Raw genomic sequence first — 25,156 nt, 5'->3', positions numbered from 1 at the left:
GCGGCTCAAAGGGGGAGGGGGCTGCCTAGGAAAGAGGCAGGCAGAATTCGGCCATAAAACAGCCTGTCTGCTTAAAAATTAGACAGAATGCTTACGTAGAACGGTCGCGGATGAGGCCTTCCTGCGCAACCGAGGCGACAAGGGTGCCGTCCTGCTTAAAAATGAGTCCGCGCGAGAAGCCGCGGGCGCTCGATGCGTTGGGAGTATCCTGCGCATAGAGCAGCCATTCATCCGCCCGGAAGGGACGGTGGAACCACATGGCATGATCGAGGCTCGCCGCCTGGACCGTCGGGTCGAACACGGTGCGGCCGTGGGGGATGAGGGACGTGTCCAGGATCGTCATGTCGGAAGCGTAGGCCAGCACGCATTGGTGGATGGCCGGGTCGTCCGGAAGGCGTCCCGTGGTCTTGATCCACACATGGAAGCGCGGCTCACCCGGCACGCGGGAGGTATAGCGCTCGATCTCCACGGGGCGGATTTCGAGAGGGCGCTCGCGCTCGTAATAGGTGCGCATGGGCTCCGGCATCTTGAGCAGAAGGCCGCCCTTCACCTCTTCCTCGCTCGGCAGCTCGTCGGGGCCTGGAACCTTCGGCATCTCGGCCTGATGCTCGAAGCCTCCCTCATCGACCTGGAACGAGGCCGACATGGCGAAGATCGCCTGACCATGCTGGGTGGCCACCACGCGCCGCGTGGTAAAGCTCTTGCCGTCGCGGATGCGGTCCACCTCATAGATGATCGGCACCTTGGGGTCGCCCGGCAGCATGAAGTAGCAATGGAGCGAATGAGGATGGCGCCCGTCCACCGTGCGGGTCGCGGCCACCAGGGACTGGCCGATCACCTGCCCGCCGAACACCCGCTGCCACCCGCTCTTGGGGCTCTGCCCGCGAAACAGGTTCACTTCCAGCTGTTCGAGATCGAGAATGGAGAGAAGGTCGGTGACGGCGCGGGACATCGGCTCTGCGTTCCTTAAGAAGGAAGATGGGTCATCCATCCGTGAGCGGCTCGCGAAGGTCAAGCTTGACGCTGGCACGGGGATGGCTGACACCCACATATAACGTGTGAAGAGGAGAGAGCCATGACCGCAGATGTCTCGCGCATCGTGATCGCGGGAGGCGGCCTTGCCGGCCTGACACTTTCGCTCGCCCTCAAGCGCGCGCTGGATGGCGGCGTCGACGTGGTGATGTGCGATCCGGCCCTCAAGCGCGACCCGCACGGGGACAAGCGTGCCTATGCCATTGCAGCGGCGGCGAGGCGGATGATGGAGGCGCTTGGTGTCTGGGGCGAGGTTGCCGACAAGGCCCAGCCCATCCTCGACATGGTGATCACCGATTCGAGCCTTCAGGACCCGGTGCGTCCGACCTTTCTCACTTTCGAGGGCGCGGTGGATGAAGGGGAGCCCTTCGCCCACATGATCACCTCAGGCGACCTGACGGCCGTACTGCTCGATGCCTGCCGCGAGGCCGGTGTCGGATTGCGTCCGGACGGCGTTGCCGGGTTTTCCGTGCAGGGCGCGCGCACCGAAGTGGCCCTGAGCGGCGGCGAAAAGCTTTCCGCTTCTCTTCTCGTGGCCGCCGATGGCGGGCGTTCGCGCCTGCGCGAGCAGGCTGGCATCGGCTGGATTTCCTGGCCCTATCGCCAGTCCGGCATCGTCGCCACCATCTCGCACGAGCGCGACCATGAGGGCAGGGCGGTCGAGCATTTCCTGCCCTCCGGCCCCTTCGCCATCCTGCCCCTGAAGGATGAGATCCGCCCCGACGGCTCCGCCATGCACCGCTCCTCCATCGTATGGAGCGAGCGCAGCACGAACGTGCCCGCGTTGCTGGACAGCGGCCCTGAGGATCTTCTGATCGAGCTCGAAAAGCGGTTCGGCCTGCAGCTCGGCAAGATCGCCTTCGAGACGAAGCCGCAATCCTTCCCCCTGTCCTTCGGCGTTGCCCGAAGCTTCGTCGCCGAGCGCCTCGCGCTCCTGGGCGACGCGGCCCACGTGATTCACCCCATCGCCGGCCAGGGTCTCAATCTCGGCCTGCACGATGCGGCGGTGCTGGCCGAGATCATCACCGATTCCATGCGCCTCGGCATGGATCCCGGCGGGGCCGATGTGCTCGGCCAATACGAGCGCGCGCGGCGCGCCGACATCACCGCCATGGGCATCATGACGGACGGCCTGAACCGCCTGTTCTCCAACGACATGCTCCCCGTCCGCCTGATCCGCGATCTCGGCTTGGGGCTGGTGGACCGGATGCCCGGCCTCAAGCGCTTCTTCATCCGTGAAGCGGCGGGCTTGCGCAGCGGCGAAGCGCCACGTCTCCTGAAGGGAGAGACGCTTTAAGGCAGGGCATTTCCTGTAAAACTTAGCGGCAACAAAGGCTCACTGAATTACCAGAAGGAAAAAATCTGCGAACTGCCCTTTCGGAAAGTTATGAAATAACATAATAGGTTATGGCCATCCGCATTGAGCCACGGAAGCTTTCCCATGACTGATTTCTACGATCCGACCCACCCGCTGCCGACCCCAGCCGACCCGAACGACGCAACGCTCGTGGTCGGAGCAGGCAATGCCTATATTGGCCTGACCATCCTCAACGAAACCGCGACCGGCAAGGCGATCAGGGCAACTGGCCTGCAGGACATGATCGTCGGAACGACGGGCATTGTGCGCGCCAATGCGAACGCCATCGAATTCGGGGCTGCGGACAGCGGCATCCAGAACCAAGGCACGATCCATTCGATCAATGGCACAGCCATCTCGTTCGCCAGTGGATTGGGCACTGTCTACAACACCGGCTCGATCATCGCGAAGACCGGCATCAGCGTCGCGACAGCCGCTTCGGTCTCGACCCTCGACCGGCTGAACGTCGTCAATAACGGCACGATCTCCACCACCAATGTGGCGATCCAAGGCGGCTATGGCGCTGACCGTATCATCAATACAGGCACGCTGCGGACCAGCGGTGCGACCCTCATCGATCTCGGACACGGCAATGACTATTACGATGGCCGCCAGGGTCTCGCGATCGGTCTCATTAGGTTCGGCGATGGCGACGATATTGCCTATGGCGGTTCCGGCGACGAGACGTTCTCGGGCGGTGCTGGCGACGATTACATCGACGGCGGCGACGGCATCGACACGGTCGATTATAGCGATGCCGCCTCCGCAGTGCAGGTCAACCTTCTCGCCACCACTTGGAGTGACACCTTCCAAGGCAAGGACTACCTCATCAATATCGAGAACGTCACCGGCAGCACGCACAATGACACGCTGATCGGCAGCGCCGGCGACAACATTCTCAGCGGCGGCGACGGCAACGACATTCTTGAAGGCGGTGCCGGTTCAGATACGCTGGTCGGCGGTGCCGGTAACGATACGGTCCGCTATACTGGCGCCTCGAACGTCACCGTCAATCTGAGCACCACATCGTTGCAGCAGATCAGCACGACGCATGGCTGGGATGTGCTCCTCGGCGTCGAGAACGTGGAAACGGGAAGCGGTGCCGACTCCATAACCGGCAACGACGGCAACAACGTCATCAACAGCGGCAGCGGCAACGACACGCTGACCGGCGGCAAAGGCAACGACACCATCGATGGCGGTGCCGGCAGCGATACGGCGAAGTTCAGCGGAGCCAAGGCCGACTATACCATCACCAGCAATGCCGATGGCACGATTACCGTCACCGACACCGTTGCCGATCGTGATGGCGTCGATGTTCTTCGCGATATCCGGTTCCTGCAATTCTCCGATACGACGCATTCCCTAAATAACTCGGTGCCTGCGGCCATTGGTTTGTCGCGCTCCACGGTAGCGGAGGATGCAGCTGTCGGTAACACCATCGCGACTCTGCAGGGCGTGGATCCCGATGGCGACACACTGACCTACAGCCTTGTCTCCAACCCGAACAACATGTTCTCGATCTCAGGCTCGAGCCTCGTTCTGAACCGACCGCTCGATTTCGAGTCGGCGACGTCGCACACCATCCAGGTCCTGGCGAAGGACTCCTATGGTGGCCAGACGGTCCAGACGCTTACGATCAACGTGTCGAACGTCTACGAGACGATCCCCGTGACGAAGCTCGGAACGAACGGCAGCGAGCGGGTCATCGGCGAGTACGGCCATGATCGCGCCTTCGGGTTCGGTGGCAACGACACCATCTTCGGCCAAGCCGGAAACGACACGCTCTATGGCGGCGACGGCGACGATTATGTTATCGGCGGTGACGGAACGGCCACAGCCAGTGGGGACGATTGGCTCTATGGCAACAACGGCAGGGATACCCTGACCGGCGGCGATGGCCGGGATATCTTTGTCTTTGACGTCCGCCCGAACGCGAAAACCAATCTCGACTTCATCAGTGATTTCAGCTCCGCTGACGATACGATGCATCTGGCACGAAGCGCCTTCACCACCATCCGCAAGGGTGTTCTGGCCAAGAGCGCCTTCGTGGTCGGCAACAAGGTCCACGACAGCAACGACAGGATCATCTACATCAAGTCGCAAGGTGCCTTGTTCTACGATCCCGATGGGACAGGCCGGAAGCCGGCGATCCAGTTCGCCATGGTTCAGAAGAATATGGCGCTGTCACATACGGATTTCTTCATCTTCTGACGAAGGTATCCATCGATACGAAAAAGCCCGGCTCGCTTGAGCCGGGCTTTTGCATTTCGGAGCGGAGACCGCTCGAAAAAAGCCTTACTTCTTCGCCCGCTCGATCGCCTCAATGATCAGGCGGCGGGCCTCTTCGGCGTCGCCCCAGCGGATGATCTTGGCCCATTTGCCGGGCTCGAGATCCTTGTAATGCTCGAAGAAGTGCTCGATCTGCTTGAGGGTGATCTCGGGCAGATCGGTATGGTTCTGCACCCGGTCGTAGCGCTGGGTCAGCTTGCTCGACGGTACGGCGATGATCTTCTCGTCCTGGCCGCCGTCGTCCTCCATCACCAGCACGCCGACGGGGCGCACGTTCATGACGGCGCCGGGCGCGATGGCGCGGGTGTTGGCGACCAGCACGTCGCAGGGGTCGCCATCGCCGGAGAGCGTGTGCGGGATGAAGCCGTAATTCCCCGGATAGCGCATGGCGGTGTAGAGGAAGCGGTCGACGAAGAGGGCGCCCGATTCCTTGTCCATCTCGTACTTGATGGGCTCGCCGCCGAGCGGCACTTCGATGACGACGTTCACGTCATCCGGCGGGTTCTTTCCGATCGAGATCGCATCAAGACGCATAGAGCTGTTCTCCAGAACAAAGCTTGAAACATTTTCCCGATGAAGGGGCGCTTCATCATCGGCGAAAATGCGACGAAAGAGGGCTTTCGGAAGCGGCGTGGCCAGACGGCCTCCATCCGCCTTCTCGAAAGGATGGGCGCTTCTAGCCGGAAGGGGTTCCGGCAACAAGAACCAAAAAGCGGTTTTCAGCGAAAGAGATAGGCGACCTTGGCGAGCGGCGTGCCGCCGATGCGCTCCTCGACCGCGGCGATGCTGCGCCCGCCCAGCCCCGCATAGAAGGCGCAGGCGCGCTCATTCTCGGCGAGCGCCCAAACAGCCACCCGGTTCATATCGCCGTGCCTCAGATCGTTGAGAACCGCCTTGAACAGACGTCTCCCTAAGCCGATCCCCTGGTATTCAGGCGCCAGATAGAGCTCGTCGACTTCTCCCTCCGCCGGCAGGGAGCGGTCGCGGCAGCGACCGTAAGAGGCATATCCCGCAATGCCTTGGCCGATATCCAGCACCACCAGGGGCCGCCCCCGGGTGATGGTGGAGCGCCACCAGCGCTCACCGCGCCGGGCGAACATCTTGTCCAGCGTTATGCCGGGAATGATGCCGAGATAAGCCTCCCGCCAAGCCGCGTCGAACACCTTCGACAAAGCCTGCGCATCGTCGGGCTTGGCGTGGCGGATACTGACGAGAAGGTCGCTCATGGCTTGGCAAAGGGTTGGGGAGGCAACGAAAGCAGCTTCCTCGGAACAGGGTTAACAAGGCCTTAACAACTGAGCCGCCTATCCATGAAAGCATGGTGTTTAAAGCAGATGCGCCTAGGGGCGGGGACGAGCCAAAACGTCGCAAGAGCGCAGCTGCAACAGAGATCCATAGGTCAAGTGGCCTAGTTGAAGTCAGAACAGGGTAATGTAACGATACAGAGTATCATTGTTTCGGAGTTCTTTTGTGCCTCTTACCCTGAACCTTCAGTCCTTCACTCAGAGCAATCTCGTCTCCTCTGCGATCAAGCGAATTTCCATCGGCGCCGATGGGGCGGTGCTCAGCGGAGAGAGCCATGATCCTGTCATCAGCGCCGATGGCCGTTATCTATTATTCAAAAGCGACGCCTCGACCCTTGTGCCGGGCGACACCAACGGCAAGGCCGATATCTTTCGTAAGGATTTGGTGACCGGCGCCGTGATCCGTGTCTCCACGGCTGGGGATGAGGCTRAAGCCAACGGCGTAAGTTACAACTATACCATCAGTGCCGATGGCCGCTATGTCCTGTTTACCAGCGAGGCCACCAACCTGACCGGCGACACCACAACCGGCACCGTGGCTCAGGCTTTCGTCAAGGATCTGACGACCGGCGCGGTCACTCGCGTCTCGGAGAATGCCGCCGGTGACGAGATCAATCACGGTATCGATGCTCCTCTTCTGAGCAATGATGGCCGCTACATCGTGTTCACCAGCTGGGCGGACAATCTGGTGCCAGGCGTTGGGGGAGAATTCTTCTCCAACGTGTTTCGCAAGGATCTCACGACGGGGGTCGTCGAGCTTGTCTCGGAAGCGGTCGATGGCACGAACCCCAACAGTTTAAGCTCAGTCAGTTCGGTCAGTGCAGATGGGCGCTACGTGTTCTTCGAGAGCCTAGCCTCCAACCTTGTTGCCGGCGATACAAACGGCACCAGAGATCTCTTCCGCAAGGACATGACAACTGGTGCCGTGGACCGTATCTCCAAGGCCGCCGATGGCACACAGGCCAATGGAGAAAGCTACCAGGCGGCGTACAGCGCCGATGGGCGCTATGTCGTCTTTACGAGCACGGCGACGAATCTTGTGGCGGGGGATACGAACGGCAAAGCGGATATTTTCCGTAAAGATCTGAAGACCGGAGCTGTGATCCGAGTCACCACCGCCGCTGACGGTACGCAAGGGAATTGGGAAAGTTCTGAGGCTCAGATCAGCGCCGATGGGCGCTACGTAATCTTCTATAGCTATGCCAGCAACCTGGYCCCTGGAGAGGAGCCTTCCACCAGACCGGCATTTCCAATTACGGAAGATGTCTATCGTAAGGATCTGGTCACCGGCGCAATCGTCCGCCTTACTCCGACAATCAACGGCTCCCGTGAAGGTGGGCCTTACAATTTCGATTACTCACTGGCCATCAGTCCCGATGGCCAGAAGGCTTATTTCGGCAGCGTGTTGAGCAACTTGGTTGCGGGCGACGTCAACGGCAAATCAGATATCTTTGAGGTAGATGTAAACTTGCTGTCGTCGAGTTCCAGCCGAGGCTCTTCCGTCAATCTCATGTTTGATACCGGCGCAGCCTCACAGGTCAGTCTGGCCTGGGGGGACGGCACTGTCGATACAATCACTCCGGTCGCCGGCAGCGCCAGCTTCAACCACACCTATGCCGCCCAGGGCGCCAAAGATGCAGTTGCGACCGTATTCGAGAACGGCAAATCCTGGGCTGTGCCTTACAAAATTGTCGTGGGAAGCGGCCCCATAAGTCGTAACACGGCCTTGGCCGATACGCTCAGCGGCAGCGCCGCGGCAGACACCCTCACCGGCGACAACGAAACCAATATCATTCTCGGCAATGCCGGCAAGGACACACTCCGGAGCTTTGTCGGTCACGATACGCTTTCAGGCGGGCTCGGCAACGACGTGCTCGACGGCGGCGCGGGCAAGGACGTGTTCGTGTTCGACACCAAGCTCAACAAGCGCACGAACAAGGACAAGATCCTGAGCTGGAACACTAAGGATGACACGATCCGGCTCGACAATGACATCTTCAAGAAACTGAAGGTAGGCAAGCTGCAGAGCAAGTTCTTCACCCTCGGCGACAAAGCCAAGGACGCCAACGACTATATTGGCGTCAACAAGGTCACCGGCGATGTGTGGTACGACCCGAACGGCGACAAAGCGGGCGGGCAGGTGATCTTTGCCAATATCGGTAAGAAGAAAGCTATCTTCGCCTCCGACTTCGAAGTGATCTGACAAAAAGCCCGTGTGGTCTGCTGCGACCACACGGGCTTTAGCGCATCATGCGGAAAAGTGGATCCGGTTTTCCGCTCCGAATGATGCGCTCTTCATAGAACGGAGCATCGGATCGATCCCAAAAGTGCAAATCCACTTTTGGGTCCGATGCTCTAGAATTTACAACGCCCGCTCCTCATCCGAAGAGCGGGCGTTTTCATTCGTGCAGTGATGCAGCCTTTAAGCTGCCAACTGCCGCAGCACGTAGTGCAGGATGCCGCCGTTGCGGAAGTATTCGACTTCCTCGAGCGTATCGATGCGGCAGAGCAAGGGAACGCGCTTCACCGAGCCGTCGGCGGAGGTGATTTCCATGTCCATGATCTGGCGCGGCTTCAGGTTGCCGGCGAGGCCCTTGATGGTGATGGTCTCGTCGCCCTTCAGGCCGAGCGACGCCCACGAGGTGTCGCCCTGGAACACGTAGGGAGCAACACCCATGCCGACGAGGTTCGAGCGGTGGATGCGCTCGAAGCTCTCGGCGATCACGGCGCGCACGCCGAGCAGGTTCGTGCCCTTGGCCGCCCAGTCACGCGACGAGCCGGTGCCGTATTCCTTGCCTGCGAGAATGATGAGCGGAACGCCCTCGTCCTTGTAGCGCATGGCGGCGTCGTAGATGAACATCCGCTCGCCCGACGGGTGATGGATGGTGTAGCCGCCTTCCACCACGTGGCCGCTCTCGTCCTTCACCATCTGGTTCTTGATGCGGATGTTGGCGAACGTGCCGCGCATCATGACTTCGTGGTTGCCGCGACGGGTGCCGTACTGGTTGAAGTCGGCAACGCGCACCTGATGCGCCTGCAGGTATTCGCCGGCCGGAGACGCGGCGCGGATATTGCCTGCGGGCGAGATATGGTCGGTGGTGATCGAGTCCTGGAAGAGGCCGAGAATGCGCGCGTTCAGGATGTCTGTTATGGGCTTGGGCTCCTTCGTCATGCCCTCGAAGTAAGGCGGGTTCTGCACATAGGTCGAACCCATGTCCCACTCATAGGTGAGGCCCGGCTCGAAGGTGACCTTCTTCCAGTTGGCGTCACCCGAGAACACATCGGCGTAGCGGCTCTTGAACAGCTCGCTCGTGATCGTGCGGTCGATGAACTCCTGCACCTCGGTCGAGGACGGCCAGATGTCCTTCAGGTACACCGGCTTGCCGTCCGAGCCCGTGCCGAGCGGATCCTTGGCGAGGTCCACCAGCATGGAGCCTGCGAGCGCGTAGGCCACCACCAGCGGAGGCGAGGCGAGGTAGTTGGCGCGCACGTCCGGGTTCACGCGGCCCTCGAAGTTGCGGTTACCCGAGAGCACCGACACGGCCACGAGATCGTTGTCGTTGATCGCCTTCGAGATGTTCTCCGGCAGCGGGCCGGAATTGCCGATGCAGGTGGTGCAGCCGAAGCCGACGAGGTTGAAGCCCAGCGCATCCAGGTCGCCCTGGAGTCCCGCCTTCTTGAAGTACTCTTCCACGATCTGCGATCCGGGCGCGAGCGAGGTCTTCACCCACGGCTTGGACTTCAGGCCCTTGGCGACGGCGTTGCGGGCGAGGAGGCCAGCGCCGATCATCACGCTCGGGTTCGAGGTGTTGGTGCAGGAGGTGATCGCCGCGATCACTACGTCGCCGTGGCCGAGATCGTAATTGGCGCTTTCCACCTTCACGCGCTTTCCGATTTCCTGAGCCTTGCGGAACTCCTTCTCCATGGCGCCGAGGAACTCGGGCTTGGCGGTGTCGAGAGTAACCCGGTCCTGCGGACGCTTGGGGCCGGCGAGCGAAGGAACGACGTCGTTGAGGTCGAGCTCGAGGGTGTCGGTGAAGACCGGGTCGGCCATGTCGGGGGTGAGCCACATGCCCTGTGCCTTGGCATAAGCCTCGACGAGGGCCACGCGCTCGTCGGTGCGGCTGGTGGTGCGCAGGTAATCGATGGTCTTGGCATCGACGGGGAAGAAGCCGCAGGTGGCGCCGTATTCGGGCGCCATGTTGCCGATGGTCGAGCGGTCGGCGACCGTCATGTCGGTGAGGCCGGGGCCGTAGAATTCCACGAACTTGCCGACCACGCCCTTCTTGCGCAGCATCTGGGTGACGGTGAGCACGAGATCGGTGGCGGTCACGCCCTCACGCAGCTTGCCGGTAAGCTTGAAGCCGATCACCTCGGGGATGAGCATGGAAACCGGCTGGCCGAGCATGGCGGCCTCGGCCTCGATGCCGCCCACGCCCCAGCCGAGAACGGCGAGGCCGTTGACCATGGTGGTGTGCGAATCGGTGCCGACCAGGGTGTCGGGATAAGCGACTTCCTCACCCGTGGCGGGGTCCTTGCGGGTCCAGACGGTCTGAGAGAGGAATTCCAGGTTCACCTGATGGCAGATGCCGGTGCCGGGGGGCACGACCGAGAAGTTTTCGAACGCGGTCTGGCCCCACTTGAGGAAGCGGTAGCGCTCGCCGTTGCGCTGGTATTCCAGCTCGACGTTGCGGTCGAAGGCCTTCGGCGTGCCGAACTCGTCCACGATCACCGAGTGGTCGATCACGAGATCGACGGGCACGAGCGGGTTGATCTTGCGCGGGTCGCCGCCGAGGTTCTTCATGGCGTCGCGCATGGCTGCGAGATCCACCACGGCGGGAACGCCGGTGAAGTCCTGCATCAGCACGCGGGCGGGGCGATAGGCAATTTCCTTCTCGTCCTTGCCCTTGTTGTTGAGCCATGCGGCCACGGCCTCGATATCGGCCTTGGTGACCGTGCGGCCATCCTCGTAGCGGAGCAGGTTCTCGAGCAGCACCTTCATGGAGAAGGGCAGCTTCGAGGCGCCTGTCAGGCCGTTCTTCTCGGCCTCGACGAGGGAGTAGTAGGTATAGGTTTTGTCGCCGACCTTGAGGGTCTGGCGGGCATTGAAGCTGTTATTGAGCGTCACGGCGAATCCTCGCGTGCATTGGGTTACGAACGAACAGTTTGTTCGGCCGAAAGCGCGAAATGCGCGCGCCGCTCCGGGGGCGCCCGGACAGGGGAGAAGCGCGCGAGGCGGATTGGACGCCTTGGCGCGCGGCGCAGCCAAGGGTGCTATAGATCATTTCGAACCATCCCGCTACACGGTTTAGAACCATTCTGGGGTGCAAAGAGGGCAGGGGTCTCACGGTTTGCGTCTGAGCGTTAACAATTTGGCCTGCGACAGGGGGGAAAGACGCATCTTCGCGGATGTATCGTTCACTCTGGAACCCGGCGAAGCCCTTGTCATCACTGGCAGAAACGGGGCTGGAAAGTCCTCCCTCCTCGAAATCCTCGCCGGTCGGCTCCGTCCGGCAGGTGGATCGATTCAGTTTGAAGGTGCAGGCGAACGGACATTACCGGAATGTCTGCATTACGTCGGACACCGCGATGCGCTGAAAGCGGCGTTGACGGCCGAGGAGAATCTGCGATTCGCGCGCGATTTTCTGGGCAACCCGGATCTGTCGCCTCGTGACGCGCTGGAGGCCGTGGGACTGGTCCATGCCGCGAAACTGCCGGTGGGCTACCTCTCCGCCGGCCAGCGCCACCGGGTCGCGCTCGCCCGCCTGCTCGTTGCCCATCGCCCCCTCTGGCTCCTCGACGAGCCGACCTCGGCCCTCGACACCGCCTCGCAGGAAACCCTGCGCCATCTGCTGGAGGATCACCGTGCGAAGGGCGGCATGATTGCGGCCACGACGCATTCACCGCTATTCCTGTCCGAGCCTAAGGAGATCAGGATCGAGCGCGCACCTATCCCTCTCCCCTCCGTAGGAGAGGGTGCATGGTGAGTTCCTTCCAAGCCCTCCTGATCCGCGACCTGAAGCTCGCCGCCCGTGTCGGCGGCTCGGGCGTGATGGGTCTCATCTTCTTCCTGATGATCGTGACCCTCATCCCCTTCGCGCTCGGGCCCGATCTCAATCTGCTCTCCCGCATCGGCCCGGCGATCCTCTGGATCGCGGCGCTTCTCGCCACCCTGATCGGCCTCGACCGGCTCTTCCAGGCGGACCAGGATGATGGGTCGCTCGATTTGCTGCGGCTCTCGCCCGCGCCCATGGAAGTCATCGTCCTGTCGAAGGTCCTGGCCTATTGGCTCGTGACGGGCCTGCCGCTCGCCATCGCCGCGCCGCTTCTCGGCCTGCTCGTGGCCCTGTCGCCCGAAGCCATGCTCGCCATGGTGGCGACGCTGCTGGTCGGCACGCCCGCGCTCACCTTCATCGGCGCGGTCGGGGCAGCGCTCACGGCATCCTTGCGCCGGGGTGGGCTGATCCTGGCGATTCTGGTGCTGCCTTTCATGATCCCGACCTTGATCTTCGGCGTCTCGGCGGCCAATGCGGCGGTCGGCGGGACGATTCCCTTTACGACCCCGTTCCTGATCCTCATCGCGCTTTCGCTGATCGCGGCGGTGGTCGGGACGGTGGCGGCAGCGGCTGCTCTGCGGTCCGGAGAATAGGGCCCATGAGTGGACGCCTTGTCCTACGCATGCGCCGCTCTCTCACGGAGCCCTTGCCGAAACCGGTCTGGCCGGAAGGCATCCGGCTCGTCCCTTTCGAGCCCGAGCGTCATGCGCCCGAAATCCATGCGCTTCTCGTTGCGGCTTATGCGAAGGGCGGCGGCTATGTGGAGCCGTTCAATATCTGGTGGCCGAGCCTCAAGGGCGATTCCGAATACGACCCCGCCTTCTGCTTCATCGCCGCCGATGAGCAGGATCGCGTCGTCGGCGTGGCGCAATGCTGGACCAGCGCCTTCATCAAGGATCTCGCGGTGCAGCCCGACAGGCGGGGGCAGGGATTGGGCTCGGCGCTGATCCTGGAAGCCTTGCAGGCGTTCCAACAATGCGGCGCAACTCACGTCGATCTGAAGGTCAATGCCGACAACCCGTCAGGGGCGCTGCGCCTCTACCGCTCCCACGGCTTCGAAGAGATCGAATCCTATCGGCTGGACTAGGGCCTCAGGCTGATCCCGAAGGCCTGCTCGATAGCGGGCTTGCCGTCCCGCTCAACGCGGTAGATGGCGCGGTAGAGGCCGGCTCTGAAACCGCCTTCGGGCTGCTTCGCGCCGGAAAACATCATCCATTGCGCCTTGTCGCGGTCGAGGGGCGGGGCCTTGTTCTGGGCGAGCGGCTTTCCGTCCGGGTCGAAGAGGGTGAGCGTCTGCACGTCGCCGCCTTTGAGGCCTATAGCGCGCACATAGGCGACGAGGGCGGGGGAGCCGGTCACGGGCAAGGCTTGCTCGGCCGCGCCGGATTCGATGGCCTCCATGGTGACCGGGCCTGGGGCGAAACCTTTGTTCAGAACGCTGCCGGACTGATAGGCGAGAACCCGCTGCGTTTCAGGCTCCCAGAGAGAGCCGATGCCACGGGTCTCACAGGATTTCGTCGGCGGTCCGGGCTGGAACGGATCGACCACCTTACCGTCCTTGCGGAGCGTGAAGTGCAGGTGCGGGAACTCAGTCAGGCCCGAGAGGCCGATGCGGCCCAGTCGGTCGCCCGCCTTCACCGGATCGCCCGGTTTCACGGAGAGGCTTCCCTTGGCCATGTGGCAATACTGGGTTTCCCATCCATTGCCGTGATCCACCGCCACGCCGTTTCCGCATTCGGTATTGGCGACGCTCTGCCGGCCGCGTTCGTTGACCGACACATCCTCCACGCCGTCGCGCAGGCGCAGAACCTTGCCGTCGGCGGCCGCGACCACATCGACGGTTCTGGCCGCAGCCAGCGTCGGCACGCGGATGTCGGTGCCGTTATGCTTGTCATAAGTCAGCGTCCCGCAGCGATAGTCGGTCGCGGCATCGGTCTCGTTATGGTCCACGTAATGCTGGATGAAGCAGGTGCGCCCGATCTCGCAGGCGACCGGCAGGCGCAAGGCAATGTCCTGCGCGGAAGCGATGGCGGGCCAGGCGAGGGCGAAAAGGCTCAAGACTCGAAGACGCATGACCACTCCGTAACAACGATGCGGGAGCATAGGCCTTTCCTGGTGGCGAATGGAAGGCGCATGGCACGTGTTCCCTCCGCCTTGCGGGCAGGGTCAGGTTGGGGGTCGCAAAGTCGGAGCGCTTCGCTCCATCCAGAAAGTGCAACAAGCAGTACAAGCATCCCCTCTCCTGAGTGGGAGAGGTTGGGACTGCGCTTGACTGACGAAGTGCTCACCCGGTCGCACTACCCCCACCCTTAATCCCTCCCCGCAAGGCGTAGGGAAACAACGCCATATCCTTCACGCGATCCCGGATCGGCTACGCCGTCCAGGATGACACCGAGAATTCATCGCCCTACGCACAATCCCGGACTGCCTTTCGCCCCAAGAAGCGCTAAAGAACTGGCGAAATCGTTATTCCTGCGGCGTGCGTGCGCGTTGCAGGCGCCGTTCAAGGCCGCTACATCGTGCGTATGATCCGTGAGCTTGCCAATCCGACCCGTTTCATGAGCCTCAGCGGCGCGCTTCTGCCGTGGGTGGGGGGCTTGGCCGCGATTCTGTTGGGAATCGGCCTCTACATGGTGTGGTTCGTGGCGCCTGCCGATTACCAGCAGGGTGAGACGGTCAAGATCATGTATATCCACGTGCCGGCCGCCTGGCTGTCCCTGTTCTTCTACATGATCATGGCGAGTTCGGCCCTGGGCACCCTGGTCTGGCGCCATCCGCTGGCGGATGTGTCGCAGAAGGCGGCAGCACCCATCGGGGCTGCTTTCACGCTGATCTGCCTCGTCACCGGCTCGCTGTGGGGCAAGCCCATGTGGGGCACCTATTGGCAATGGGATGCGCGGCTCACCTCCATGCTGGTGATGCTGCTCATCTATCTCGGCATTCTCGCGCTCTGGCGCGCCATCGAGGAGCCGAACCGCGCCGCCCGCGCGGTGTCGATCCTCACGCTCGTCGGCGCGGTGAACGTGCCGATCGTGAAATTCTCGGTCGATTGGTGGAACACCCTGCACCAGCCGGCCTCGGTCTTCCGCATCGACGGGCCGACGATCCATTCCTCGATGCTCGTGCCGCTTCTCGTGATGGCTCTGGCGTTCACGTTCATCGGCATCGGCTTACATCTCTCCGGCATGCGCACCGAAATCCTGCGCCGCCGGGTGCGGACGCTCACCATTCTCGAGGCCGAGCGCCTCGACGCACAGGCCGCGTGATGACGCATACCCTCTTCATCGTCTTGTCCTATCTCGTCACCGCGCTGGTGATCGCAGGCCTCGCCTTGCGCGCGGTGATCGACCACCGCATCCAGACCCGCGCGCTGGCGGAGCTCGAATCCCGTGGCGTGAGCCGGAGGTCGCGCCGTGGCTGAAGCAACCGCATCGCCGCGCTTCCGGCTGATTTACGGCGTGCCGGTTCTGGTCTTCGTCGTCCTGGCGATCCTGTTCTTCGTGCAGCTGACCTCGGGGCGAAACCCGTCCGAGATTCCTTCCGTCCTGCTCAACAAGCCGGTGCCCACTTTCAGCCTTGCGCCGTTGGAAGGCCTGACCGCGAACGGCAAGCCCGTACCGGGCTTCTCCAACGAGGATTTGAAGGGCAGCATTACCATCGTGAACGTCTGGGCCTCCTGGTGCGCGCCATGCCGGCAGGAGCATCCGCTCCTCGTCGATCTCGCCAAGGACCCGTCCGTGCGCGTGGTCGGCATCAACCAGAAGGACAACCCGGACAATGCCCGCCGCTTCCTCGGCGCTTTAGGTAATCCTTACGCCGCCGTCGGCGTCGATCCGAACGGCCGCGCCTCCATTGACTGGGGCGTTTACGGCGTGCCGGAAACCTTCATCGTCGGCCCCGACGGCATGATCCGGTACAAGCATATCGGCGCGCTGACGCCGGAGGCCCTGCCCGCGTTCAGGGAGCGCTTACGTCAAATCCCGCCCGCTTCAGCCGGTTGATCGCCACATCGAGCGCCGAGAGAAACGCCGAGCGATCCTTGGCCGAAAACGGCTTCGGCCCGCCGGTCACGTCGCCCATGGCGCGCAGGTCTTCCATCAGGTTGCGGGTGGCGAGCGCCATGCCGATGGAGGCCTCCGAAAACGGCTTGCCCGTGGGGCCGATCACCTCCGCGCCCGCCTTTACGCAGCGGCTGGCGAGCGGAATGTCGGCGGTGATGACGATGGCGCCGCGCCTGGCCCGTTCGGCGATCCAGTCATCCGCCGCGTCGAAGCCGGTACTCACCAGAACGCGCTCGATCAGGGGGCTTCGCGGCACATTAAGAAACGCATTCGCCACTACGAAAACCTTCACTCCGTGGCGCTCCGCGACCTTGTAGATCTCGGGCTTCACCGGGCAGGCATCGGCATCCACATAGATTTCAATCGTCTGGGCGGTCTCGGTCATGGACCTATATTCCTGAAAAGTGAGACTTTTTGAACGTGACCGTTCGGTAAGCGTTGCTTCATTGATCAGTAATGGGCGCTCAGGCACCTGTCGTTATAAACATGGCCCCTGAGCCGGAGTATCGAGAAAACCGTGGCCCCCAAATCCCGCATCCGATCCGCCTGGATTTCCCTGCGCAGAACCCGCACGGGGCTGGAGCTGAGCGACGCCACGCAACGGCTGATCCGCGAGGCGGATACGGGGGCTCTTCAGCGCGCCGGCGTTGCCCGCATCGTGGTGGCGGGGCTTCTGCTCATCACGGTGCTGATCACGACGGGCAGCATCGACATCACCAATCCTGTTGCGCTCAAGCAGATCTGGGCGGCCGAGCTCACGCTCGCCCTGTTCGGGGCCCTCGGTTGGGTTGGGGCGTGGCTGGCCTCCAAGCGCATCGGGGTGGACCAGCTGCCGACCATCACGGCCGTGCTCGATGCCCTACTGATCCTCGGAAATCTGGGCTACAGCCATTGGGGTGTCGGCATTCCGGGCGGCTTTTTCTCCGTCTTTCCCGTCATCTGGGTGGTGCCCATCACCATGGCGGCGGCGGCGATCCATTACCAGCCGCGCCTCCAGGCCTTCGTCGCTGCCGTCTATGTGATCGGCCTGCTGCTTCTGGGCTTCGGTGGGACAACCATGAGCGCAGGGGAGCGCAGCGAGGATCTGTCCCGGCTCTCCGGCCTGTTTTCCGATCAGGCCAATCTTGTGCGCGTGGTCATGATCCTGGCCGCGGCGCTGATCCTGATCCTCGTGGCGCGCCAGGGCCGCGTGCTGCTGGAGCGCGCGGTGCGGGAGACGACCCTGCGCGTTACGCTGACCCGCTATCTGCCGACCGAGCTGGCGCCGATCCTCACCGAGCAGGCCTTCTCGTCCTTGCGCCAGGGACGGCGAATTCGCGTCACGGTGCTGTTCGTGGACATGCGCGCCTCGACCTCCTTCGGCGAGACCATGGACCCCGCGCGGCTCGCAGTCTTCATCACCTCGTTCCGGCGGCGGGTGTTGCGGGCAGCGGCGCAGCATGCAGGCGTGATCGACAAGTTCACGGGTGACGGGGCGCTGATCCTGTTCGGCGTGCCGGGAGAGGGCGACAACGATGCAGGCCGCGCGCTCGATTGCGGGCGTACCCTGCTGCGGCTCATCGAGCGCTGGAACGTGAAGCGCAATTTCGACCCACCGGTGCGCGTCGGCATCGGCATCCATACGGGCGATGTGTTCTGCGGCGTGGTGGGGGACGAAAGCCGCCTCGAATTCACGGTGGTCGGCGAGACCGTCAACATCGCCTCCCGCATCGAACAGGCGACGAAAGGCACGGATTGCGAGCTGCTGGCTTCACAGGAGACGGTGCAGGATGCGGGCGAGGACGCATTCTGGACGACGGTCGAGACCGACCCGTTGCCGGGCGTGACGCGCAACATGGTGCTGATGAAGCCGGTTTCGTGAGACCTCACTGACTTCGTCATGCCCGGCACAAGGCCGGGCATGACGTGACAGCTGTTAAACCTCGTCCGCCTTCTTGTCCTCGTGCCGCAGAATCAGCGGCATCTGCGACAGCGCGAAGGCGACGGTGAGCGGCATAATGCCGAAGACTTTGAAGCTCACCCAGAAATCCGTGGTCTGCGTGCGCCAGACGATCTCGTTGATGGCGGCGAGCGCCAGGAAGAACAAAGCCCAGCGTAAGGTGAGCTTGCGCCAGCCCTCGTCGGTGAGCTCGAACACGCTGTCGAGAACGATCTGGAGCAGAGGCTTGCGGAAATAGAGGCCGCCGAGCAATGCGATGCCGAAAAGGCCGTTCACGATGGTGGGCTTGAGCTTCAGGAACGTATCGTCCTTCAACAGCAACGTGAGCCCGCCGAAGGCCACCACGAACACCGCTGAGACCAGGGGCATGATCGGCAGCTTGCGGACCAGCAGGTAATTGACGGCAAGCGCCACCAGCGTGGCGGGGATGAACAAGCCCGTCGCCACGAAGAACCGTTGATCCTCACCGACGCCGAAGCGGTCCGCATAGGCATTCGTCACGAAGAACAGGACCAGAGGACCAAGCTCGAGGGCGAGCTTGAGGAAAGGGGGGAGGCGCTTTTCATCCGTCATGAGGTTGCTTCTAACCCGGCAATTGCTTTTGCGAAATCCCCTGCGGTAAAGGGCTCCAGATCCTCCACGCCCTCGCCGACTCCGATGAAGTGCACGGGCAGGCCGAACTTGGCGGCGAGCGCCACCAGAATGCCGCCGCGCGCCGTGCCGTCGAGCTTGGTCATGACGAGGCCGGTGACGCCTGCCGTCTTCCGGAACAGCTCTACCTGGCTCACCGCGTTCTGGCCCACCGTGGCATCGAGCACGAGGAGGGTGGCGTGAGGTGCGCTCTCGTCGAACTTCTTGATCACGCGCACGATCTTTTCGAGCTCCGCCATGAGCCCGGCTTTGTTCTGGAGGCGGCCCGCCGTGTCGATAAGCAGCACATCGGTGCCGTTGGCCTTGGCCTCCTGCAGCGCGTCATAGGCCAAGCCCGCTGCGTCAGCTCCCTGCTCGCGGGCAAGAACCGGCGCGCCGACCCGCTCGCCCCAGACCTTCAGCTGCTCGATGGCCGCCGCGCGGAAGGTATCGCCTGCTGCCAGCATCACTTTGAGGCCCTGCTGACGGAATTTTTGTGAGAGTTTGCCGATGGTGGTGGTCTTTCCGGCGCCGTTCACGCCGACCATGAGGATCACGTAGGGCTTCTTGGCGCGGTCGATATGCAGCGCTTTTGCCACCGGCTGGAGGGTCTTTTCCACCTCGCTCGCCAGAATCGTGCGCACCTCCTGAGGGGATATTTCCTTGTTGTAGCGCCCGGCTGAAATCGCCTCCGTGATGCGCATGGCGGTCGGCACGCCGAGATCCGCTTGGATCAGCGCATCCTCCAGCTCCTGCAGGGTCGCGTCATCGAGCTTGCGCTTGGTGAAGAGGCCCGTGACGCTGTCCGACAGGGACGACGAGGTGCGGCGCATGCCGTCCGTCAGCCGCTGCCACCAGCCTTTCTGCGAAGCGGCGGGAGCAGGTTCAGGCGGCGTGACGATGGCTTCCACGGGAGAAAGCTGAACCGGAGGCTCGATAGCGGGAGCCTCGGGGATCGGTGCGACATCGGGCCTGGGCTCGGGGCCTTTTTCCGTGACGATCTGCGGGATCGGCTCCTGCGGCGCGATGCCCTCCGGCTCCAGGCCCTCCACGGGTTGAAGATCGGCCCCGGCCAGCTCTGCGGGCAGCTTTTCTTCTTCCGGCGTATCGGGCGAAGCCGTCGTGACGGTCGAAGGCGCTGCCGTCAGATCGTCCGCAGCATTGGCGGGCGGGGAGGGCATCGCCTCCGGCTCACCCCCAACCTTGGCCTCCGGAGTGGTCTCCGGGGTCGGTTCGGCCTTGCGCCCGAAGAGACGGGAGAAAAATCCGGGCTTGTCTGGCGTCGACTCGGCCATGCTTTGCTTTGCCTCTAAAAATCTTGTGCTTGATTTAGCGTGTTTGCCTCGATAGCCGAGGCATCATGAATGCGGAAGAGATAGTGTCCCGTTTGCTGTATCGCGATGCCCTGATGCTCGTGATCGACAAACCTGCCGGCCTGCCGGTGCATCCCGGCCCGAAAGGTGGCGAGACCCTGTTTCACCATCTTGACGCCTTGCGCTTCGGCCTGCCGCGCCGTCCCGAGGCCGCCCATCGCCTCGACAAGGACACCTCCGGCTGCCTCATCCTCGGGCGTCACCCGAAGGCCATCGCCCGTCTCAACGAGCTGTTTCGCAAAAACGAGGTCGACAAGGTCTATTGGGCCGTGGTCGAGGGCGGGCCCGACGCCGACGAGGGCGAGATCGACTTGGCTCTTGCGCCGAAATCGCCCGATCGCGGCTGGTGGATGAAGGTGGACCCCAAGGGCCAGCCTTCATTGACGCAGTGGCGCGTGCTCGGCCGCTCCACCTCCCCCTCAAGGGGGGAGGTCGCGCCGCAGGCGCGGGAGGGGGTGGGAGGCGATAGTTCTGCTGATGTCGTGCTGCCACCCCACCCCGGATCGCTGACGCGCTCCGACCCTCCCCCTCAAGGGGAGGGTGACAAGCGCCTCACCTTGCTCGAACTCCGCCCCATCACAGGCCGCACCCATCAACTGCGGGTTCATTGCGCGGCCATGAACTTCCCGATTCTCGGCGATCCGATCTACGGCACCGCCCCGCGCTTTCATGGCCCTGGCCTGCATCTCCACGCCCGCAACGTGAGCGTGCCGCTCTACCCGAAAAAACCGCCGATCCTCGTCGAGGCGCCGGTGCCGGAGCATATGCGGGAGCGGGTGATGGCCTGTGGTGTCGTCTTGGACGGCGCAGCCGATCCGGGATGACGGTCCTAACTTAAGCCGCCAGCAAATCCTTGCCGTCGTGTCCTGCGATCATCGTCGGCACGATCGTTCCCTGCTTCACCTCACCCGAGAAGCGCACAAGGGTGAAACCTTCCGTGCGGCCGACCTGGTTGGCTTCGATCAGCACGTTGCGCCGTGCGCCGACTTCCCCGCTCAAATGCTTCAGCAGCGCGGCCTCGCCCTTTTCACGTAAGCGGCGCGCGCGGTTCTTCACGATGTCACGTGCGACTTGCGGCATGCGCGCGGCGGGCGTGCCGGGGCGCGGTGAGAAGGGGAAGACGTGGAGATGGGTGAGGCTGCATTCCTCGACGATGTCGAGGGAGCGCGCGAACATCTCCTCCGTTTCCGTCGGAAAGCCCGCGATGATGTCGGCTCCGAAGACCATGTCGGGGCGAAGGCGCTTCACCTGCTCGCAGAATTCAATCGCGTCGCCGCGCAGATGCCGGCGCTTCATGCGCTTGAGGATTATGTCGTCGCCCGCCTGCAAGGAGAGATGCAAGTGCGGCATCAGGCGGCTCTCGTTGGCGATGGCATCGAGCAGATCGTCATCGGCCTCCACGGAATCGATGGATGAGATGCGAAGGCGCTCCAGCTCCGGCACGTGGCGTAAGATGCTTTTGACCAGCGCGCCGAGCTTCGGCTCGCCCGGCAGATCCTTGCCGTAGCTTGTGATATCGACCCCGGTGAGCACGACCTCGCGCGAGCCGTGCTCCACGAGGGTGCGCACTTGGCTGACCATCGCGCCCATGGGCACGGAGCGGGAATTGCCGCGGCCATATGGGATGATGCAGAAGGTGCAGCGGTGGTCGCAGCCGTTCTGCGCCTGCACGAAGGCGCGGGTATGCCCGCGCACGCCGTCGATGAGATGCATGGCGGTTTCCTTCACCGCCATGATGTCGTTGACGAGAACCTTTTCGGTTTGGCCCACGCCGAAATCGCGCATGGTGTTCCAGGTCTCGGGCTTCATCTTCTCGTGGTTGCCGATGACCTGCGCCACCTCCGGCATGGCGGCGAAGGTCTCGGGCTCCACCTGCGCGGCGCAACCCGTCACGATGATGCGGGCATCGGGCTTATCGCGCGCGATCCTGCGGATAGACTGGCGCGCCTGGCGCGACGCCTCCGAGGTCACCGCGCAGGTATTCACGATGATGATTTCGCCTAAGCCCGCATCCTCCGCGTGGCGCTGCATGGCCTCCGATTCGTAGATGTTGAGGCGACAGCCGAAGGTGACGACCTCGACCGCCATCAGGCTGCCCCCGCGAACAGGGCGGGCGAGAAGATGCCCTCGTGTTCCAGCTCGGTCGGGCCGGTCATAAGCACATGGTCGTCGCCCGCGCGCCATTCGATGATGAGATCGCCGCCGGGCAGGGCCACGGTGGCCTTGCGGCCCGTCAGGCCGTTTCGGGCGGCGGCGACGACGGTGGCGCAGGCCGCCGATCCGCAGGCGCGGGTGGCACCCGCGCCGCGCTCCCAGACGCGCAAGATGATGTGCTCCGGGCCCGTTACCTGGGCAAACGAGATGTTGGCGCGCTCCGGGAAAGCCGGATCGTGCTCGAATACGGGGCCGACGGCGGCAAGGTCGTAGGCCATCGCGTCCTCGACCCAGAAGATCGCGTGCGGGTTGCCCATGCTCACGGCGGAAGGGTTCTGCAGTTCAGGTGCTTCGGGGAGCTGCGTATCCACCGCGATTGTGCGGGTGTCCGGATAAGGATCCCGCAGGGGGATCTCGTTCCAGGCGAGACGCGGCAGGCCCATATCAACGGTGAACACCACATCGGAGACCCGCTCCACCGGCAAAGGTCCGGCTTTGGTCTCCAATGTCAGGCCGCTTTCGGACGGGCGGCTCATGATAGGGTCGCTCGTCATGGCCCACGCCACGCAGCGGGTGCCGTTGCCGCAGGCGCCGGATTCCGAGCCGTCGGTATTGTAGATGCGCAGATAAGCGTCCGTGCCTGGCGAGACCGGATCGTGCAGCACCATCAATTGGTCGAAGTGCGAGCGGGGATCGGCCGCGATGGCGCGTGCCTCAGACGGGCTCACACGCAAAGCGGTGCCGCGCAGGTCCAGCACGGTAATCTCGTTGCCGAGACCGTTCATCTTCAGGAAACGGAGGTTCGCCAAGGGGCTCGATGTCATGGGGCTTATCGTTGCGCTCATGGGCCGTATATGGCCCAAAACGCGCAAAATCGCGAGAGGCTTGAAACAGGCCTGCTTCCATCCGTCCTCCAGGGAGCTGTGGAGACCATCTCGCGGCGGCGCACAAACCCTCCTATGCTGCCGCCCGTGATCCCTTCTTGATTCGGGTGAGGCGTTTTTCATGCGGCTGCGGTCTTTCAACATCGTTCTTGTCCTTGCCCTGTGTTCTTCCGTGGCCCTGGCACAGACCCCGCCGGCCGAGCCAGCGCCGTCAGCGCCTCCCGTGGCAGCGCCGGCCGCACCCGCGACCCCGGCGCCCGCCGCCCCGCAAACACCTGCGCCAGCAACTCCGCCTGCTACGGCGGAGCCCAGCCCTGCTCCGGCAACGCCCGTCCCGTCACAGGCCCAGCCTGCGCCGGCCCCCGCCGCCCCACCGGCGACACCGGCCACGCCCGCACCAGCGCAGCAGGCAGGGCGCACGACCCTGTTCCCCAATCCAAGCGATCCGACCGGCGTCGAGGAGGGCGTTCTCGTCTCGAAGCCTACCATCGTATTCGCCGGCACGAGCACCTGGGACGATGCCTTCACCAACCTGAAGAACACCTTCGCCAAGCTCGAGGACGCGCTGAAGAAGGCGAACATCGAGCCCACCGGACGCCCGCTCACGATCTTCGTCGATACGGACGACAACGGCTTCAAATACGAGGCGATGATTCCGATCGCGCAGGTGCCGGAAGGCAAGACCGAGCTGACCCCCGAGATCAAGTTCGGCAAGACGCCGGAGGGCAAGTCCTTCCGCTTCGTGCACAAGGACGCCTATGACGAGATCGACGGCACCTACGAGACGATCACCGCCTATCTCGACATCAAGGAAATCGTCGCCAAGGACGCCTTCATCGAGGAATATGTGACCGCCTTCACGGATGCCCAGGACACCAATTTCGAGGTGAACATCTACGTTCAGCCGAAGGAATGAGGGGCTGCCTGCCACACCTCGCCCGGCCGTAACGGCTTGAACAGTCCCGGCGGAATCTCCGATTTCTCCAGCGCTGTCGCCAGTTCCTGGGGCGGCTCGTCGACCGCTTCGTTGGTGAGGCGGAAGGTGCCCCAGTGATGGCCGAGCGCCTGTTGCGGCGTGACGATGTCGAACACTTTTACCGCATCGTCAGGATTCATGTGCTGCGGCTCCATGAACCAGCGCGGCTCATAGGCGCCGATGGGGATATGCGCGAGGCGGATTGCGCCGAAGCGTTCGCGCACCGCATGAAAGATCTTGCCGTCGCCGAAGCCCGTATCGCCGATGTGGTAGATCGTGCCGACAGGTGTGGTCAGTACGAAGGCGCACCACAGAGCCATGCGTCGGTCGTTGATGCCGCGCGCGGACCAGTGATAGGCGGGCTCCAGATGAACGGTGACGCCCTGGCCGAGATCGACCGACCCGCCCCAGTCCCGCGTCTCGACGTCGATGTCTGGATGGTCAGCCTTGATGACGGTGTCGTTGCCCAGCGGCGCCACGATGCGCGGGCGGTGCTGCTGCCAGAGACGCCCGATCGTGTCGATGTCGAGATGGTCGTAATGGTTATGGGTGATCAGGAGCGCATGGATCGGCGGCAGATCCTCGAAGGCGATGCCCGGCGGATTCACGCGCTTCGGGCCCGAGAACGAAACCGGGCTTGCCCGCTCCGAGAAGACCGGATCGGTGAGGATGTTGAGCCCTGCCACCTGGATCAGGAAGGAAGCGTGGCCGATCAGCGTCACCCGCAGATCCTTCACCTCGGCTGGCGGCTTGTCCTGGAACGGGCTCGGAAAGCTCTCCGGCCAGTCCTTGCGCCCGCCGCCGAGCTGCCAGCGCAGCAACTCCATGAACCCCTTGTCCTGCGGCTGGCCCGGCGAGAAGAACAGCACTCCGTCGAAATGGTCACTCACTGGACCCTGGTAATAGCGGTTGGTAGCGCGGGCAGCGGTTATCCACCCGAAGGTTCCGGCGGCGCCGATGGCGGGGAGGCTCAAGGCTCTGAGGAGAGTGCGGCGGTTCATCAACAATCGAGATCCTAAGAGAGCCTTAAGCGTGGGGGTTTGAGCGGGTTTCGACAAGATACCCGAGGGCCTAGCTTGGACGGTAGAGTGGATCCAG

Annotated in this window: 23 protein-coding genes; 12 read left to right on the top strand and 11 right to left on the bottom strand. The window is 63.1% G+C overall.

From position 1 onward, the window contains the following. Positions 1 to 91: 91 nt before the first annotated feature. The gene (tesB, locus tag ACXJKO_RS00840) at positions 92 to 952 is read right to left on the bottom strand and encodes an acyl-CoA thioesterase II (protein ID WP_457089169.1); all 861 of its coding nucleotides are present in this window, start codon (positions 950 to 952) and stop codon (positions 92 to 94) included. 123 nt (positions 953 to 1,075) lie between these two features. Between tesB and ACXJKO_RS00835 the strand changes: the two genes are divergently transcribed. Both ACXJKO_RS00835 and ACXJKO_RS00830 read left to right on the top strand, forming a co-directional pair. Next, entirely contained in the window at positions 1,076 to 2,329 is a 1,254-nt protein-coding gene (locus tag ACXJKO_RS00835; RefSeq protein WP_457089168.1) for a ubiquinone biosynthesis hydroxylase, read from the top strand. 144 nt (positions 2,330 to 2,473) lie between these two features. Then, complete coding sequence (locus ACXJKO_RS00830; protein WP_457089167.1) at positions 2,474 to 4,603, top strand: cadherin domain-containing protein; 2,130 nt, start codon at positions 2,474 to 2,476, stop codon at positions 4,601 to 4,603. Between the two features lie 84 nt (positions 4,604 to 4,687). Here the strand turns inward: ACXJKO_RS00830 and ppa are convergent, their stop codons facing one another. Continuing rightward, positions 4,688 to 5,215: an inorganic diphosphatase gene (gene ppa, locus ACXJKO_RS00825; RefSeq protein ID WP_457089166.1), complete on the bottom strand. Its 528-nt coding sequence runs from the start codon at positions 5,213 to 5,215 to the stop codon at positions 4,688 to 4,690. A gap of 185 nt (positions 5,216 to 5,400) precedes the next feature. Beyond that, positions 5,401 to 5,907, bottom strand: a complete 507-nt coding sequence (locus ACXJKO_RS00820; protein WP_457089165.1) for an N-acetyltransferase family protein — start codon at positions 5,905 to 5,907, stop codon at positions 5,401 to 5,403. Positions 5,908 to 6,322: 415 nt separating this feature from the next. Here ACXJKO_RS00820 and ACXJKO_RS00815 point away from each other — a divergent pair, with 415 nt between their 5' ends. Continuing rightward, the gene (locus tag ACXJKO_RS00815) at positions 6,323 to 8,188 is read left to right on the top strand and encodes a hypothetical protein (protein WP_457089164.1); all 1,866 of its coding nucleotides are present in this window, start codon (positions 6,323 to 6,325) and stop codon (positions 8,186 to 8,188) included. Between the two features lie 219 nt (positions 8,189 to 8,407). On the opposite strand, the gene acnA is transcribed toward ACXJKO_RS00815, so the two are convergent. Further along, a complete protein-coding gene (gene acnA, locus ACXJKO_RS00810; protein WP_457089163.1) occupies positions 8,408 to 11,113 on the bottom strand; it encodes an aconitate hydratase AcnA in 2,706 nt (901 codons plus the stop codon). Between the two features lie 223 nt (positions 11,114 to 11,336). Here acnA and ccmA point away from each other — a divergent pair, with 223 nt between their 5' ends. From ccmA to ACXJKO_RS00795, 3 genes are read left to right on the top strand one after another with little or no spacing between them, the layout of a single operon-like run. Beyond that, the gene (gene ccmA / locus ACXJKO_RS00805; protein WP_457089162.1) at positions 11,337 to 11,972 is read left to right on the top strand and encodes a heme ABC exporter ATP-binding protein CcmA; all 636 of its coding nucleotides are present in this window, start codon (positions 11,337 to 11,339) and stop codon (positions 11,970 to 11,972) included. Further along, complete coding sequence (ccmB, locus tag ACXJKO_RS00800; protein ID WP_457089161.1) at positions 11,966 to 12,634, top strand: heme exporter protein CcmB; 669 nt, start codon at positions 11,966 to 11,968, stop codon at positions 12,632 to 12,634. Before ccmA ends, ccmB begins: the two co-directional genes overlap by 7 nt. 5 nt (positions 12,635 to 12,639) lie before the next feature. Next, a complete protein-coding gene (locus tag ACXJKO_RS00795; protein ID WP_457089160.1) occupies positions 12,640 to 13,128 on the top strand; it encodes a GNAT family N-acetyltransferase in 489 nt (162 codons plus the stop codon). On the opposite strand, the gene ACXJKO_RS00790 is transcribed toward ACXJKO_RS00795, so the two are convergent. Beyond that, positions 13,125 to 14,114, bottom strand: a complete 990-nt coding sequence (locus tag ACXJKO_RS00790; RefSeq protein ID WP_457089159.1) for a M23 family metallopeptidase — start codon at positions 14,112 to 14,114, stop codon at positions 13,125 to 13,127. The genes ACXJKO_RS00795 and ACXJKO_RS00790 overlap by 4 nt on opposite strands. Positions 14,115 to 14,566: 452 nt before the next feature. On the opposite strand from ACXJKO_RS00790, the gene ACXJKO_RS00785 reads away from it, so the two are divergent. From ACXJKO_RS00785 to ACXJKO_RS00775, 3 genes are read left to right on the top strand one after another with little or no spacing between them, the layout of a single operon-like run. Further along, complete coding sequence (locus ACXJKO_RS00785; RefSeq protein ID WP_457089194.1) at positions 14,567 to 15,307, top strand: heme ABC transporter permease; 741 nt, start codon at positions 14,567 to 14,569, stop codon at positions 15,305 to 15,307. Continuing rightward, on the top strand, positions 15,307 to 15,462 hold the full coding sequence (ccmD, locus tag ACXJKO_RS00780; RefSeq protein ID WP_457089158.1) for a heme exporter protein CcmD: 156 nt from the start codon (positions 15,307 to 15,309) through the stop codon (positions 15,460 to 15,462). The genes ACXJKO_RS00785 and ccmD overlap by 1 nt, the downstream gene beginning before the upstream one ends. Beyond that, the gene (locus ACXJKO_RS00775; RefSeq protein ID WP_457089157.1) at positions 15,455 to 16,042 is read left to right on the top strand and encodes a DsbE family thiol:disulfide interchange protein; all 588 of its coding nucleotides are present in this window, start codon (positions 15,455 to 15,457) and stop codon (positions 16,040 to 16,042) included. Before ccmD ends, ACXJKO_RS00775 begins: the two co-directional genes overlap by 8 nt. Here the strand turns inward: ACXJKO_RS00775 and ACXJKO_RS00770 are convergent. After that, entirely contained in the window at positions 15,999 to 16,487 is a 489-nt protein-coding gene (locus ACXJKO_RS00770; RefSeq protein WP_457089156.1) for a YaiI/YqxD family protein, read from the bottom strand. The two genes, ACXJKO_RS00775 and ACXJKO_RS00770, sit on opposite strands and share 44 nt — an antisense overlap. Positions 16,488 to 16,619: 132 nt before the next feature. Between ACXJKO_RS00770 and ACXJKO_RS00765 the strand changes: the two genes are divergently transcribed. Then, on the top strand, positions 16,620 to 17,963 hold the full coding sequence (locus tag ACXJKO_RS00765; RefSeq protein ID WP_457089155.1) for an adenylate/guanylate cyclase domain-containing protein: 1,344 nt from the start codon (positions 16,620 to 16,622) through the stop codon (positions 17,961 to 17,963). Positions 17,964 to 18,017: 54 nt separating this feature from the next. Here the strand turns inward: ACXJKO_RS00765 and ACXJKO_RS00760 are convergent, their stop codons facing one another. Both ACXJKO_RS00760 and ftsY read right to left on the bottom strand, forming a co-directional pair. Next, complete coding sequence (locus tag ACXJKO_RS00760) at positions 18,018 to 18,614, bottom strand: septation protein A (RefSeq protein WP_457089154.1); 597 nt, start codon at positions 18,612 to 18,614, stop codon at positions 18,018 to 18,020. Then, positions 18,611 to 19,966, bottom strand: a complete 1,356-nt coding sequence (gene ftsY, locus ACXJKO_RS00755; protein WP_457089153.1) for a signal recognition particle-docking protein FtsY — start codon at positions 19,964 to 19,966, stop codon at positions 18,611 to 18,613. Before ftsY ends, ACXJKO_RS00760 begins: the two co-directional genes overlap by 4 nt. A 65-nt stretch (positions 19,967 to 20,031) precedes the next feature. Between ftsY and ACXJKO_RS00750 the strand changes: the two genes are divergently transcribed. Beyond that, positions 20,032 to 20,868, top strand: a complete 837-nt coding sequence (locus ACXJKO_RS00750) for an RluA family pseudouridine synthase (RefSeq protein WP_457089152.1) — start codon at positions 20,032 to 20,034, stop codon at positions 20,866 to 20,868. Positions 20,869 to 20,878: 10 nt separating this feature from the next. On the opposite strand, the gene mtaB is transcribed toward ACXJKO_RS00750, so the two are convergent. Together mtaB and dapF are read right to left on the bottom strand one after the other, a co-directional pair. After that, positions 20,879 to 22,132 carry a tRNA (N(6)-L-threonylcarbamoyladenosine(37)-C(2))-methylthiotransferase MtaB gene (gene mtaB, locus ACXJKO_RS00745; protein WP_457089151.1) on the bottom strand — a complete coding sequence of 418 codons (1,254 nt, stop codon included), beginning with the start codon at positions 22,130 to 22,132 and terminating at the stop codon, positions 20,879 to 20,881. Beyond that, positions 22,132 to 23,022 (bottom strand): diaminopimelate epimerase, encoded by an 891-nt coding sequence (dapF, locus tag ACXJKO_RS00740; RefSeq protein WP_457089150.1) that lies wholly within the window; start codon positions 23,020 to 23,022, stop codon positions 22,132 to 22,134. Before dapF ends, mtaB begins: the two co-directional genes overlap by 1 nt. 181 nt (positions 23,023 to 23,203) lie before the next feature. Between dapF and ACXJKO_RS00735 the strand changes: the two genes are divergently transcribed. Then, positions 23,204 to 23,998 carry a GyrI-like domain-containing protein gene (locus ACXJKO_RS00735; protein ID WP_457089149.1) on the top strand — a complete coding sequence of 265 codons (795 nt, stop codon included), beginning with the start codon at positions 23,204 to 23,206 and terminating at the stop codon, positions 23,996 to 23,998. On the opposite strand, the gene ACXJKO_RS00730 is transcribed toward ACXJKO_RS00735, so the two are convergent. Next, positions 23,983 to 25,059: an MBL fold metallo-hydrolase gene (locus ACXJKO_RS00730; protein WP_457089148.1), complete on the bottom strand. Its 1,077-nt coding sequence runs from the start codon at positions 25,057 to 25,059 to the stop codon at positions 23,983 to 23,985. The genes ACXJKO_RS00735 and ACXJKO_RS00730 overlap by 16 nt on opposite strands. Between the last annotated feature and the right edge of the window lie 97 nt (positions 25,060 to 25,156).

Source organism: Microvirga sp. P5_D2 (assembly GCF_054049475.1).
The sequence above is the reverse complement of the archived record's forward strand: the minus strand, read 5'-3'. Positions and strand labels throughout refer to the sequence as shown.